This is a genomic window from Candidatus Binatus sp., assembly GCF_030646925.1.
Classification (GTDB): domain Bacteria; phylum Desulfobacterota; class Binatia; order Binatales; family Binataceae; genus Binatus.
The window spans coordinates 1-14,084 of sequence record NZ_JAUSKL010000071.1 but is presented as its reverse complement, the minus strand read 5'-3'; the positions used below and the strand labels follow the sequence as shown (position 1 = coordinate 14,084).

The window sequence follows — 14,084 nt, the reverse complement described above, 5'->3', positions numbered from 1 at the left end:
AGCGCGCATTTCGGCAGAGAGCGAGTGCATCAGACGCCCGCGGTGAACGCCAGCGAGGATTTCGGCGAGTTCGGGACTGCGGCGGGCGTGCCCTCGGTGTTCTGGTATTTCGGCGGGCTCGATTACGGTGTTATCCGCGCTGCCGAACGGGCAGGCGGCATGGACTTGATTCCCAGCAATCACTCGCCGCTGTTCGCGCCGGTGATCGAACCAACGCTTTCGACTGGAGTCGAGGCGCTGGTCGCCGGCGCGCTCGCGTGGCTGCCCGCGAGGTGAGTCAGCCTTGTACGTGAACGGCTAGTGACGCAGAGGAGAGTTGAACGGTGATTGAAAAAACTGTTTTCGGACGCACCGGTCATCAGAGCACGCGCGTGATCTTTGGCGCCGCCGCGCTTGGCGGGATGAAGCAGGAGAAAGCGGACCAGGTGCTCGACATCCTGCTCGAGTACGGAATCAATCACCTCGATACCGCGGCGTCCTACGGCGAATCCGAGCTTAGAATCGGCCCCTGGATGCGCGAGCATCGCAAGCGCTTCTTCCTCGCGACCAAGACCGGCGATCGGACTTATCAGGGAGCGCGCGACAGCCTGCATCGGTCGCTCGAGCGGCTGCGCGTCGATCAGATCGATCTGATCCAGATGCACAACCTCGTCGCGGAGAATGAATGGGCGGCGGCGCTCGGTCCGAGCGGCGCGCTGGAAGCGCTGGTCGAAGCGCGCGCGCAAGGATTGGTGCGATTCATCGGCGTCACTGGTCACGGCACTCAAGTCGCCGCGATGCATCTTAAGAGCCTCGAGCGATTTGACTTCGACTCGGTGCTGTTTCCGTACAACTTCACGATGATGAATATCCCGCAGTACGCCGCGGACGCCGAGGCGCTGCTGAAACTATGCGCTAAACGGGGCGTCGCGACGCAGACGATCAAGTCGGCGGCGCGCCGGCGATGGCCAGACGGCGACATGCGCAAATTCAGTTGGTACGAGCCGCTGCGCGATCGCGAGGCGCTCCGCCGCGCGGTGCATTTCGTGCTGAGCCGCCCCGGGCTTTTCCTCAACACTTCGAGCGACACGACGATACTGCGCGACATCCTCGACGCGGCGGGCGAAGTTAGGACCGCTCCCGATCGCGCCGCGCTCGAGGCCGACGTCGCTCACTATGCGATGGAGCCGCTGTTCATTCCCGGCGTGACCGACACGATCTGAGGTGCGGCGGCACAATCGAAGATCAATTCAGAAATCAGCCCGGCGCGAGCGCTTCGAGCGCGCTTTCGACCTTGCGCACGAGCGCGGCGATTTCGCTTCCGGTCATCGAATCGGTCAGCGAGAAAATTCCCGGCGTTCTGAGATTCATGCTGACCTCATTGCGGCGCGAGCAATCACTTGCTCCGCGCGCTCATCGATTTCTCTTCCATTGCGGCATCATCTCGTTCGACGGTAGTGTCTCGTCGGCCAGCTTTTTGGCGCCTTCGATTCCCGCAACCGGCAACTCCTTCGCATTCAACACGCCGAGTTGCTTCAGCAGGCTCGCGTGATCCCAGTGGATATGCTCGTGCGCGATTTTGTCGCCGCGAAACTCGACCACCGCGACGTGCGGTACTTCGACGTACTTGCCGGTCGCGGCGATGCCGGGCGCCATGAAGTCGATCTCGCGATCGTGCGTGAAGCATACGTTGAATTCATCGACGAGCCGGTCCGGCCCGATGGTGCGAGTAATCGGGACCAGCTTCGCGTCGGCCGGCAGCCGCGGCAGAAAATGGTTCGCATAAAAATAGTGCAGTTCGTCGTAGCCGACGCCGCCGGTGAGCGTCGGAACGTGATTGACGTACGGCTGGCGCACCATCGTGCGCATCGTGGCGTCGGCGTCGTGGTCGACAAATTCATGCGCGGTGTGGCGCTCCCACAACTCGCTTAGATCGTAACGCGGGCCGATCGTCCAATGCAGCAGGCCGAGCGTGCGCGAATGGGCCAGCCGCGCCGAAAAAACGTGATAGCTCGGGCGCCGATCGCAATTGAAGCCGTGGCCCGCGCCGGCATAGACATAAATCTCGGCGCGATCGTGGCCCGCGAGCGCGGCGCGGACGGCTTCGCGCTGCGGCGCAGGGATGCCCGCGTCGTCGGCGCCCCAATGAAGCATGATCGGACACTTGATCGACGATGCCTCGCTCGCGTGCTGATCGATTCCACCGCCGTAGTATGAGATCGCGGCGTCCACGTCGGTGCGAGCTGCGGTCAGAAACGCGAGACGCCCGCCGAAGCAAAATCCAACCACGCCGACTTTGCCGGAAGCACCGGGCATCGTGCGCATCAGGGCAATCGTGCTCGCGATGTCCTTGATCATCAGGCCGAGGTCGCTCTTCATCGCGAGCGCCCTGCCCTGCTTGATTCCCTCGTCGTTGTATTCAAGCTCGGCGCCCGGCTGAACGCGCCAGAAAACGTCGGGCGCGATCGCGAGGTAACCTTCCTCCGCGTAGCGATCGCAAACCGATCGGATGTGTGCGTTGACGCCGAAAATCTCCTGCACGATCACTATTCCCGGGCCGCTGCCCGATTCGGGCTTGGCGAGATAGGCGCCGAAAGTGCCGCCGTCGTGCGCTGGTATCGAAATTTTTTCTCCAGCCATTGCTCAAGTACCTTTAGATTTATTTCGAACGGTCTATGAGACGCGCGAGCGACTAAAAAGACCGCTTCATGCGTCTGGACCTTCAATACTTCTGGCTATTCAGCAATACTCAGTTCACGGCAGGTACTGAGATTTGAACTGAGTAGGCACTACGCTGGAACGGACTACCACCATTTCCTGTTTGCCGAGTCCATTCTCGAATCGAATCAGGCCCGCGATGAATTGCTGCGGATCGTGCAGCGGTATCAGCCGTTCGTCGCTCAGCACCGGATTGCTGATTCGAAGCGTAAGTTCCTTTTCCTCGCCGGGTGCGATCGGCCGCGAAGGCTCCACCTCGAGCTGCCCGACGTAATCGTGGGGACCGGCTTTCGCCTGTTCATCCGGCGTGCCGTTCACGAAAGTAGCCATCGCCATGATGTATTGCTTCACCGTGATTGGGCTCGGCCCGATGTTCTTGACGTTCACGCGCATGTTCAGCGTGTCGGTGCCGTCGTCGTAGGTCGCGCCCTGCGGCGCCACTTCAGCCATTTTCTCGCCTGAAGATACAAACTTCGGCGCAAACCAGTCGGTCTGCTGGGGCAACCTCACCGGATACTTCATCGCGCTGTATGACCATCCGATCAGCAGCATCGCAATAGTCAGTCCTGCGAGCACGTTCATCCAGACGTGATCGCGCGGAGTAATAAGTCCAATATCAGGCGCGTCGTCATTGACGCCCAATTGAACAGTCACTGCCAGGTTGGTGACGGTGCGCTTGTTGAGCGTCCAATACAGCATCCACGCAACGCCGATCAGGAATCCGGCGAATGACCACCACCAGACGAATCCGCCCTCATAGGTATTGAGATTGATACTCTGGCCGCTGAGCAATCGCACCGGGAAGACAAAGGGCGCGACGCTCGGCTTGACGGTCACCCACTCTCCTGGACCGATCAGCGTGCCGGTGCCCTGCACCGCGATACCCGGATGCACATGCCATTTGCCGGGATTGCGGCCGAGGATTTCCATTTTGAAATTGTAAACGCCGCCCTTTTCGACGAAGAACGATCCCGGCGCCTGTTGGCCATTGACTGTCCGTTCCTTCAGCACGAAAACCGGACCGGGTACTACCGGGGTGATGTAGGCTTTCTCTGGTGGATAGAGCGTGTACGGCCACGTTTCAAGAATTCGCACAGTGCCGATGATCGTGACGGGTTGCCCGACTTCGATCTCGGTCGGCGAGATGTGCACATCGTAAAAGGCAGTAGTCAGATCTTTTAGAAACGGCTCGTCACCCGCTTCACCGTGAGCAAAAGCGCTTGAAACTCCAAATATCGCAGTACTGGCTATCGCACTGACTATTGCGGCAATAGCTACAATAGTGCCGACCAGATATCGGCTACGCATCGATCGCTTTCCTCCGCGCATTCGCCTCATCCTCCAGTCGCCCATTCGCGCCGGCGGTTCTGAGCTGCGCCCGCTGCTTCGCGACGCCCGACTTGGCCATAGTCCGCGCGCGTGCACGATCGCCGTTGCGGCTCTGGGAGCCGTTCGCGCCGCCTGCAGTGTGGTCGCCGCGCTTCGACGCAGGCCACAAAATCACAACCCAGTAGCAGACGAATGCGAGCGCGATCGAAGTCATGATCGGCGGACCGACTTCACTTGGTCCGCCAAGGCCGCCATGCGCGTGCGCGAGCGCCGGCGACGCGAGCATCGATGCGATCGCCGCCAACGCCGGGCGCATCAATCGACGCAATGAATTTTCGGAATGTCTCTGTGCGCGCATATTCTTGCCAGCGCTCAAGTCGTCTTCAGATATCGCCGGATTGGCCACACTGCCAGGTATCGCCCGATAAACTGCCCGATCCAGTAACCCAGCACCGCCAGCGTGCCGCCGAATACCAGCGATACGTACTGCGTCTCGCCGAGAAAACTGCGGAGCGCGCCGCGCTCGATCAGCCGCAAGTACTCAGGCGTCTGCGACCTTATATAAACGATGCCCTGGATATCGGCGACCGTCAGCACATGGTTCATGAAATAGGCGGGCTGCAAAAACGGCGCGAGCGGTATGTAGTTGAATGCCCACACCAGCAATGCCCAAATCGGTCCGCCGATCAATGAAGTGAGTATAAAGCTCTTGGTCTTCATCAATAGCCAGTCGAGAATTATCGCGGCGCACACGGTCGAAATCGGCCACACGAAATTCATCGGATAGCTTTCCGCGACGTGCCATTGAAAATAGCGGCCGACCCACGCCGCCATGAAAAAACATACCGAGGTGTAGGTGGCGCCGGTCGGGAATCGCCACGCCGCCCACTGGATGTATTGCAGCGCCGACGGAATGATAATCGTCGCGAACGCGGTGATCACCGGCCACCACTGCGGATCTTTCCAGTCGGTCCAGAAATCCCAGTCGCCCGCAAACAGTTGTTTGGTGATGTCCGCGGCTCCCGCCACCACGAAAATCGCGGTGATCCAGAACACCAGATCCCACTTGCGATCGATCCACTTGTATTGCTTGTTCAGCAGCGCTCGAAGTTCGAGGCGCTTTTGCCGTTCGGCTACGGTCTGCGGTGCTGCGGCCATTCGTCGTGTCCCCTCCGGTTCGAACGATCCTGCGGATTCCCCCGAAACCCGCGAGGCGTCTAGTCCGCTACCGCCTGGCTCTCGGCCGGCGTCATCCCGCTCGCGACTTCTTCCGCCTTCTCGATTTCGAACAGGCGCAGAATCGTCTCACCCCACACCGCGAACATCCCAGCCGCGAGCCATCCATAGGCGACGAACGGCCAATGAAACGGCACCGCGAAAAATTCCTCGGAAATCCAGAGACTGTGGCCCCATTCGTTGAAGGCCACTTCCATGCACTCGAGCACCGCCGCGCTGATCAGCAAAAAGAACGACCACGGGAATCCCTTGTCGCGGCTGTAGAGCGCAGGGATCCGCGCGTTGCCATAGATGTACGCGCCCAGTGCGAGCACCACCGACAGCGGGAAGAAGAAGTAGAACATCGGGATATGCGTCGGCGTCAGCGCGGTATCGCGCACCAGTGTCTGATGCCACGAGCCGTCCCAATTCGGCCAGAAGCTCGCTTCGATATAGATCGATAAACTCGTAACACCGATGATGCTCCACAGCACCGCGATTCGGCGCACTTCTTCGGCGCGCGAACACGGTTGATTGGCGATCTCGCGGCCGGTCCGAATCAGCCATCCGTACCAGATGCCGGTGAATACTCCCAGCACGATCAGCTCGCCCCAAAAGAGCGTCCGGTAGTACATCGTGAAATCCGTACTCGCCGAATTGAGCCCCTTGGTGAAAGCGAACTCGTAGTCCCACCACCACAGGAAGAGATTGGCCGCCATGACCAGCGCGCTGCCCCAGAAGAGCGACGTCCAGCCGACGCCCCAGTCAGTAGGATTGCGCTCGCGTCCGGTCGCGATCGGGCCGTTATCGTAATCGCGTGGCAGCTTTGCCGCTTGTGATTGAGCCATCTCGCTACTCCTTCTGTTCGACGCGCGAGCCTCGCGGCCCGCAACTCCGCCCCAAACCTCAACTACCGCTTTTCGACTTTTTTTACTATGCCCCGCCCTGCTCCAATGTCTGCTTGATTTGCGCCGCCACTTTCTTCGAATCCATCGTCATCCCCTGATAGGCCTGCTTTTGACGGCCGTCGGCGTCCAGCAAAAACACCTGCGTGATATGGTTCGGCGACCCATCCGGCAGATTTTCATTGTTCAGCCCGAATGCATGGATCACGCGATTGACGCTGTCGAGATCGCCGGTCATGAAGATCCAGCCGTTCACGTTCGCATCGCTCTCTTTAGCGAATTTCAGCAACGCCTCAGGCGTATCGTGCTTGGGATCGTTGCTGATCGTGAGTAGCACCACGCGCGATCCCAACTCGGGTCCAAGGCTGTCCGCGACCTGGCCAAACTTGTTCGTGAGATTGGTGCATACGCCGGGGCATCCGATATGCACGAAATCGAGCAGCACGACTTTGCCCTTGAGCGATCCCAGCGAGAGCGGCTGATCGTGATTGTCGATCAATTGAACGTCGGGCAGCGCGGGCCTTTCCGCTCGGCGATCGCGACTACAGCCCGACGCCGCAAGCGTGCCGCACACGATTGCCGCGAACACCAGCGCCGACATCGATCGATTCGCAAGCCGGATCGGAATCACCTCGCCGGTTCCCTGCCGTCGATGCACAATGTAGTAGCGAATCACCGACGCCGCGATTAATCCGATCAGCGCGAGCAGCGCCAGCGCTGGAACAATCAACGCGCGATACCACGCCGCAACTCTGATCGGAAAAGACAGCTCCTGGCCCTTGATGCTCGCGCCGTCCGACAGCGCGACTCGCGCGATATATCGCCGTCCACCGTCCAGCATCACCTGAGCATCGACCACTCCGCGACGGTACACCTTCGCCGGCAAACTGAGAATCGGGCGCGCACCCTCGCCGTCGCCCGCGTCGAGCACCTCGACACTGAACGGCACTCCGCGCAACTCTCCCGGCGATACGTCGACTACCATCACCGTGATGCCCTGGCGCGGAATCGAATCGCAGTACTCAGCGTCGGGATCGAATTGCGGCTGGTAGAGCGTGAGATGAATCAACGAGGTCCCGATTCGCCGCTCGCACGGATCGTTGGGACCGCCATTGCGATGCGCCTCCGCGGCGCGCGGCGCTATCGTGATTGCGGCAGCGATCGCGATTGCCGCGATCCCGACTGCGTGCCGCAATTTGCCACGCCTCATCGAGGGGCACGATCGTATCTCGCGAATGCTCTTCATCCGCCTGTCGTCCGCGCGATGCGGCCCATCACATATTTCGTTTCGTGCACTGGTCGGCAATATAGTCTGCTTGCCTGATCGCCAACGTGACGATCGTCAACGTCGGATTCTCGCCGGCGCTGGTCGTGAACTGGCTGCCGTCCGAGATGAACAGATTCTTTACATCGTGCGTCTGGCCGAATTTGTTGCATACACCGTCGCGCGGCGAGTCGCTCATCCGGCAGGTGCCCAGGTTGTGCGTGGACGGATACGGCGGCACCTCGACCGTCCGCGTCGCGCCGACCGCGTCGTAGATCGCGGCGCCGCGCTTGAATGCGTAATTGCGCATCGCGATATCGTTCGCGTGATCGTCGTAATGCACGTTGGGAATCGGCAGCCCGAACTTGTCTTTCTCCGTCGGATGCAACGTCACGGCATTACTCTCCTGCGGCATGTCTTCGCCGACGATCCACATCCCCGCCATGTTGGGGAACTCATCCAGCAGGCTCGTATAGTCGCGGCCCCACGCGCCCGGATTCAGGAACGCCGCGGCGAACGGCAGTCCGAGTGCGATCGTCTCGAGCTCGAACCCGCCCGCGAATCCGCGGCTCGGATTCATCACCGCTTCGTCCTGCACGATTCCCGCCATCACCGTGCCGCGATACATATGCACCGGCTCCTTGAAGACGCCGAACACCGAGCCGGTCGTATGCCGCATATAGTTCTTGCCGACCTGCCCCGACGAGTTCGCAAGACCGTGCGGAAACATCGACGACGATGAGTTCAGCAGGAGCCGCGGCGTCTCGATCGAGTTTCCCGCGACGCACACCAGCCGCGCCTTCTGCAATTGATGATTGCCGTCCTTGTCGGCGTACAAAACTCCGGTCGCCTTGCCAGCCTTGTCATGCTGTATCTGCATGACCATAGATTGCGGCCGTAGATCGAGCTTGCCGGTCGCCTCAGCTTTCGGAATCTCAGTGTAGAGCGTGGACCATTTCGCACCCGACTTGCATCCCTGAAAACAAAATCCAAGCTGCCAGCACGCCGAGCGTCCCTCGCGCGGCCTGCTGTTGATCGCCATCCGCCCCGTGTGCACGGTCTTGTAGCCGACGCGCGTCGCGCCGTTGTACATCACTTTGAAATTGTTGTTGCCCGGCAGCCCCGGAATATCGTTGGTGCGCGTCACGCCCATCTTGTCTTCGGCCTTGGCGTAGTACGGCTCGAGGTCCGCGAGTCCGATCGGCCAGTCGAGCAGATTCGCACCCTTCACATTCGAGTAAACGGTCTTCGTCTTGAACTCATAGTCCTTGAGCCGCAGCGACGCGCCCGCCCAATGGACCGTCGTGCCGCCGACCGTCTTGCAAATCCACGCCGGCAGATTCGGAAAATCCTTGGCGATCCGCCAGTTGCCAGACGTCGTGCGCTTGTCGAGCCACGCAAGCTGATTGAATGCGAACCATTCGTCGTTGCGAAACGTCGTCGTCGATTGCCGCTGCCCCGCTTCGAGCAGTACGACCTTCAATCCGTGCTGGCACAGTTCGTTCGCGAGCGTTCCGCCGCCCGCGCCCGAGCCGATCACCACCACTACGGAATCGTCGCTCAGTTCATGCTTTGCCATCGCGATTCCCCGTCAGGCCGGCTTGGGGCTGGCCGATTCCGGCGGCTCCGGCAGCCAGGCGAGATCGTTGAATCCGTGATTGATGTAGCCGCCGATCGAATACGCCGGTCCCTGGTAACCGAGCGCCTTCCACACCGCGGGATCGTTGTAGAGCGACGCCAACTCGATACTCTGCACCTTCTGAAAAAACGGCGTATTCGCGATCCCCTTCAGCGCCTCGATCTGTTCCTTCTCGCTGAGCGCGGCGAACTTCGCGCTCTGCGCGCTGTCCAGATGCGCGACGCCGTCGGCCAGCAGGCTCGCAGTCACCGGGTCTTTCTCGCCCGCACTGTCGAGTTCCTTGACCACTTTCCAGTAGGCCGCGTCGTCGAGCTTACTATGCGGATAAATTTGCCGCGTCATCTTGAGCAGCGCCTCCGCCTGCTCAGGCTTGAGCGTCTTGAACGCCGGCGCCGAATCGGCGCTCACGCCGGGAATCAATCCCGTGACCGCCGCGGCAGTGCCGGCGAATGCCAACGCTCCCGTTTTCAGAAAATCCCGCCGCTTCATTCTTCCCTCACTCTGACTTGCCCTGTCTGCGTCTTACTTGCCGAAGCTGCGAATATGTGCGACCAGCGCCGCGACTACGCCCGGCCGATCTTCGAGGTCCGGATTTCCCGGCATCCCCGCGCTCAGCCCGATTGCCTCGCCGCCCGACACGATTGCCTTCGTGATCTTCTCGTCGCTCACCGACTTCTGCCACTGGACGTCGCGAAAGTCTTTAGGCCCCGGCTTCATGCTTGCCGCCGCCGGACCTTTGCCGTCACCATTCGATCCATGACACGCGGTGCATCGATCGTCGAAGATCAAATCGGCCTCCGCCTTCGCCTCCGCCGTTATCTTGATCGCGCCGTCGGAGCTGACGCGAATCACGCGTCCTTCGTGCACGGCTGCGGCCTCTCCGTCGTCGATGAAATGCAGTTCTCGCGACGTGTTCTGATCGGATTTGATTCGACCGTCACAACCAATCATCAGAATCAGTGCGATTGGCATCACTCGCGAAATCCAAACTCTTCTCATCTCTAGCGACAGCCCACACCGCCCATCTTGATGTTCTCTGTCTTGCCTTTTGTTTTACTGTTTCTCATAACGCAGGCTAAAGCCTGTGCCACATCAGAATCATCTCTGTGGCACAGGCTTTAGCCTGTGGATTTCCGGCCGCATCATGCATCTTCCCGAACTACTCACCACATGACCAATCTATTCCTTTACTAACAGTGCGTAGCACGCATCTTGCTTTTCACTGACCACTCACCGGGCGCACCTGTCTTTTTCTTCTTGCCTACTACTAACAGCGCGTAGCGCGCATTCGTCACGATCTCATCTTTCTTTCCCAGCCACCTCAACAGCGCACGTCACCCGAGTCATGGTCGCTCTTTGTTTGCCCATTCCTTTACTAACAGCGCGCGTAGCGCGCATCTTCCCGACGGGAAGCTCGAAACCCGTAAGGGGTTTCGAATTCCTACCTCCTCTCTTCTGCCTTCCTCACAGCGCGAGCAGCGCACCCAACTCCTGCCGATGCTCGATCGGGTCGCCAAACAATATCGAACTCGCACGCGCGCGCTTGAAATACAGATGCGCCGGATGCTCCCAGGTGAAGCCCATCCCGCCGTGAATCTGGATATTGTCCGCGGTCGCGCGGAAATAAGCTTCGGAGCAGTACGAGCGCGCCATGTGCGACGCCATCTGCAACTCGTTTTCGTCATCGCCAGCCGCGCAAAAGATCGCATGATAGGCCGCCGAACGCGCGAACTCCGTCTCGACCAGCATGTCCGCGCACTTGTGCTTGATCGCCTGGAACGAGCCGATCGGACGCCCGAATTGGAGCCGCGTCTTCGCGTAATCGACGGACATCTCGAGGCATCGCTGCGCGCCGCCGACCTGCTCGACCGCCAGCATCGCCGATCCGACCGCGACCACGTGATTAAGCGCCGCGGTCGCGTCGCTATCGCCGGATATCAGCGTCGCAGGGGTGCCGTTGAACGTCAGCCGCGCCAGCTTCCGCGTGAGATCGAGCGTCGGCAACGACGCTCGCGAGAAGTTCGCCGCCTTGCCCTCGACTTCGAACAGCCCGACGCCGCGATCGGTCCGCGCCGCGACCAGCACCACGTCCGCGCAATGCCCATCGAGGACGTAGTTCTTCACGCCGTCGAGCCGCCACTTCGCGCCGTCGCGAGCCGCGCGCATAGCGATCGCGCCGATATCGTAGCGGCCATTTTCTTCCGCGATCGCGACCGTCGCGATCGTCTTGCCCGACGCGATCGCCGGCAACAGCCGCGACTTCGCCGCGTCGTCGGCGCATCGCAGTAGCGCACTGGTAGCGAGCACCGCGGTCGATAGATAAGGTCCGCAAAAAAGCTCGCGTCCCATCTCTTCCATCACGATCCCGAGCTCGATTGCCGTATATCCGGCGCCGCCAAATTTCTCCGGCGCCGCGAGCCCGATTAGCGACAGCTCCGACGCCATCCGCTCCCACGTGCGCGCGTCGTAGCCGCTGTCGGTCTCCATCAAGCGGCGCACGGTCTGCTCGGTGGATTGCGCCTGCATGAAGCGGCGGACGGTCTGCCGCAGTTCTTCGTGTTCGCTGGTGAAAACTACTTCCATTCTTGCTTCCTCGGCGATGCGATCATCTCGAAATCGATTCGATCTGCGATTGCTATGCGCTGCGCGGAATATCCTTCCACGGCACGTCCTTGTCGCTGCGCGGTTCGCCCGGCAGTCCGAGCACTCGCTCGCCGAGAATATTTCTCATCACCTCGGAGGTGCCGCCCTCGATTGAATTGGCGCGCGCCCGCAGGAACTGATACTTCGCCAGCGCAAGGCGCGTCTCCCGCGACTTGAAATTCGGGCGGCGCCGCTCATAGCCCGCCTCGTAGGTGAGCGAGTCCGCGCCGATCACGTCCATCGCGCACTCCCAGAGGCGTTTGTTGAGTTCCGCCTGCGCGAGTTTCGCGACCGATCCTTCCGGCCCGGGATTGCCCGCCTTGCGCCCGTTCTTCGCGCGCTGCACCGTCATCCGCAACAGTTCCGACTCGATATAGAGCTTGATCACGCGATCGCGCAGCACGATTTCCGACTCCGGTGTGAAGCGTTTTCGATCGCGCGCCTTCCACAAATCGAGCAGCATCCCGATCGCGCCGCCGCCCGGCCGCGAAACCGCGCCGCCGATCGCCGTGCGCTCGTTCATCAGGGTCGTGATCGCACCCTTCCATCCGTCGCCTTCGCGGCCGAACATCCGGTCCGCGGGAATTTTCACGTCGTTCAGGAAAACTTCGTTGAACTCCGCTTCGCCGGTGATCTGATGCAGCGGGCGAACTTCGACGCCCGGACTCTGCATGTCGAGCAGGAAGTACGACATCCCCGTGTGCTTCGGCGCGTCGGGATTCGATCGGACGAGCACCATCCCCCACTTCGACATATGCGCGAGGCTGGTCCAGACTTTCTGCCCGTTAACGACCCAGTAGTCGCCCTCGCGCACCGCCCGCGTCGAAAGCCCCGCGACGTCGGAACCGGCGCCCGGCTCGCTGAAGAGCTGGCACCAGATATCCTCGCCGGTGAAAATCCGGCGCAGCAGATTGTCCTTCATCCACTGCGTGCCATGCGTCAGCACCGTCGGCGCGCACATGCCGATTCCGATCGCGTTGATCGCCATGTCGTCGTACATGGTCTTCGCATTCTTGTGCAGCTCGTCCATGACCACAGCCTGCATGCCGGGGCTGATTCCGAGACCGCCGTAGCCTTCCGGAAAATGCACCCACGCGAGCCCGAGATCGTACTGCTTGCCGCGAAACGTAAACTGATCGACCTGGTCGGGATGCGCCTCTTCGAGCAGCTTGGCCACTCGGCCGCGCAAATCCTCTTCCGTTATTTCATGTTTGGCCATGCTTGCGACTCCTTGCGATCTTCATGGCATAGCATTCCGCTTGCGGTCCGAAAAGTCACGCCAGTCTTCGATTCAGCGACCTTCGCACTCGCCTCAACTCGCGTATGCGTTCGATAGATTCCTCACCGTCGCGAAAAATTCGTCCACCGTCTCGCGGATGATTTGCGCGACCGGCTTGATCGATTCGATTCGCCCGCAGACCTGCCCCGAGAGCGCGATACTCGCTTCCATGTCGCCGCCGAAATAAAGATCCTTCGCGGTGCCGAACTCCGTCATCATATTAGGGCCGGGCTCGCGCTCGAGCCGCGACGTTCGATTCGTCCGCAATGCCCGCAGCGCCGGCTTGGAAAACTGATTCAGAAAAACCGTGTCGGTCTCCGCCGCCGCGACGATCGCCTCTTTCCAATTCCGATGCACCGGCGATTCCTCGGACGACACCATCCGCGTCCCCATCTGCACGCCTTCCGCCCCCAGCGCAAATGCCGCCGCCATCGTGCGCCCATCGACGATCCCGCCCGCCGCGATAATCGGCACCTTCACCTTCTCGCGCACCAGCGGCAGCAGCACCATCGACGCCACCGGCTGCGGATTCTTGAAGCCGCCGCCCTCGCCGCCTTCCACGATCAAACCGTCCACCCCGGCTTCGACCGCTTTCAGCGCTCCCTTCAAGGTCGGGATCACGTGAAACACGATCAGCCCGGCGCGCTTCAACTCCGCGCAATATTTTCCCGGGTCGCCCGCCGACGTCGTCACGAACCGCACCTTGTGATCGATCACGAACTTCACGATTCCCGGATCGCGCACGAACGCCTGCGCGATATTCACGCCGAACGGCTTGTCCGTCAGCTCGCGCATCTTGCGGATTTCAGTTCTGATCTCGTCCAGCTCGCCGGAAGAAGTCTCGATAATCCCCAAGCCGCCCGCGTTCGATACCGCCGACGCCAACTGCGCCCGCGCGATCCATCCCATCGGCGCCTGCACGATCGGATACTCGACGCCAAGCATCTCGGTGATTCGGTTAGCAAATCGCATCTAGTGGCCTGTAACAGTGACATTGGTATCGGAATAGATGCGATGGTTGGGGTCGCGATAGGTCCACTTGATGGGTTTGGGAGCGCGGTTGTAGTGACGGATGTAGCGCATCAGCTTGCGGGCCAAGTCCTTAACCGAGGT

The 14,084-nt window shown here is 60.8% G+C and carries 13 protein-coding genes and 1 pseudogene; 2 read left to right on the top strand and 12 right to left on the bottom strand.

The window, feature by feature from the left end; all coding sequences use genetic code 11:
- Together Q7S58_RS12950 and Q7S58_RS12945 are read left to right on the top strand one after the other, a co-directional pair.
- Window positions 1-276: pseudogene (locus Q7S58_RS12950) on the top strand (amidohydrolase); the annotation flags it as partial.
- 47 nt (window positions 277-323) lie between these two features.
- Window positions 324-1,202 carry an aldo/keto reductase gene (locus Q7S58_RS12945; protein ID WP_304826123.1) on the top strand — a complete coding sequence of 293 codons (879 nt, stop codon included), beginning with the start codon at window positions 324-326 and terminating at the stop codon, window positions 1,200-1,202.
- A 190-nt stretch (window positions 1,203-1,392) separates the two neighbouring features.
- Here Q7S58_RS12945 and Q7S58_RS12940 read toward each other — a convergent pair whose 3' ends face one another.
- From Q7S58_RS12940 to Q7S58_RS12885, 12 genes are all read right to left on the bottom strand, one after another.
- Window positions 1,393-2,619, bottom strand: a complete 1,227-nt coding sequence (locus Q7S58_RS12940; RefSeq protein WP_304826120.1) for a dienelactone hydrolase family protein — start codon at window positions 2,617-2,619, stop codon at window positions 1,393-1,395.
- 114 nt (window positions 2,620-2,733) lie between these two features.
- A complete protein-coding gene (locus tag Q7S58_RS12935; protein WP_304826117.1) occupies window positions 2,734-4,005 on the bottom strand; it encodes a methane monooxygenase/ammonia monooxygenase subunit B in 1,272 nt (423 codons plus the stop codon).
- Entirely contained in the window at window positions 3,998-4,342 is a 345-nt protein-coding gene (locus tag Q7S58_RS12930) for a hypothetical protein (RefSeq protein ID WP_304826114.1), read from the bottom strand. Before Q7S58_RS12930 ends, Q7S58_RS12935 begins: the two co-directional genes overlap by 8 nt.
- Before the next feature lie 56 nt (window positions 4,343-4,398).
- Entirely contained in the window at window positions 4,399-5,184 is a 786-nt protein-coding gene (locus tag Q7S58_RS12925) for a methane monooxygenase/ammonia monooxygenase subunit A (protein ID WP_304826111.1), read from the bottom strand.
- A 59-nt stretch (window positions 5,185-5,243) separates the two neighbouring features.
- A complete protein-coding gene (locus tag Q7S58_RS12920; protein ID WP_304826108.1) occupies window positions 5,244-6,089 on the bottom strand; it encodes a methane monooxygenase/ammonia monooxygenase subunit C in 846 nt (281 codons plus the stop codon).
- 85 nt (window positions 6,090-6,174) lie between these two features.
- Complete coding sequence (locus Q7S58_RS12915) at window positions 6,175-7,356, bottom strand: SCO family protein (RefSeq protein ID WP_304826105.1); 1,182 nt, start codon at window positions 7,354-7,356, stop codon at window positions 6,175-6,177.
- 64 nt (window positions 7,357-7,420) lie between these two features.
- Complete coding sequence (locus Q7S58_RS12910; protein ID WP_304826102.1) at window positions 7,421-8,989, bottom strand: GMC family oxidoreductase; 1,569 nt, start codon at window positions 8,987-8,989, stop codon at window positions 7,421-7,423.
- Between the two features lie 12 nt (window positions 8,990-9,001).
- On the bottom strand, window positions 9,002-9,538 hold the full coding sequence (locus Q7S58_RS12905) for a hypothetical protein (RefSeq protein ID WP_304826097.1): 537 nt from the start codon (window positions 9,536-9,538) through the stop codon (window positions 9,002-9,004).
- A 33-nt stretch (window positions 9,539-9,571) separates the two neighbouring features.
- Entirely contained in the window at window positions 9,572-10,021 is a 450-nt protein-coding gene (locus tag Q7S58_RS12900) for a c-type cytochrome (protein WP_304826094.1), read from the bottom strand.
- Window positions 10,022-10,513: 492 nt separating this feature from the next.
- Window positions 10,514-11,632, bottom strand: coding sequence for an acyl-CoA dehydrogenase family protein (locus Q7S58_RS12895; RefSeq protein WP_304826091.1), 1,119 nt, complete (start codon window positions 11,630-11,632; stop codon window positions 10,514-10,516).
- A gap of 52 nt (window positions 11,633-11,684) precedes the next feature.
- Complete coding sequence (locus Q7S58_RS12890) at window positions 11,685-12,911, bottom strand: acyl-CoA dehydrogenase family protein (RefSeq protein ID WP_304826088.1); 1,227 nt, start codon at window positions 12,909-12,911, stop codon at window positions 11,685-11,687.
- A gap of 93 nt (window positions 12,912-13,004) precedes the next feature.
- The gene (locus Q7S58_RS12885; RefSeq protein ID WP_304826085.1) at window positions 13,005-13,943 is read right to left on the bottom strand and encodes a nitronate monooxygenase family protein; all 939 of its coding nucleotides are present in this window, start codon (window positions 13,941-13,943) and stop codon (window positions 13,005-13,007) included.
- Window positions 13,944-14,084 lie beyond the last annotated feature (141 nt).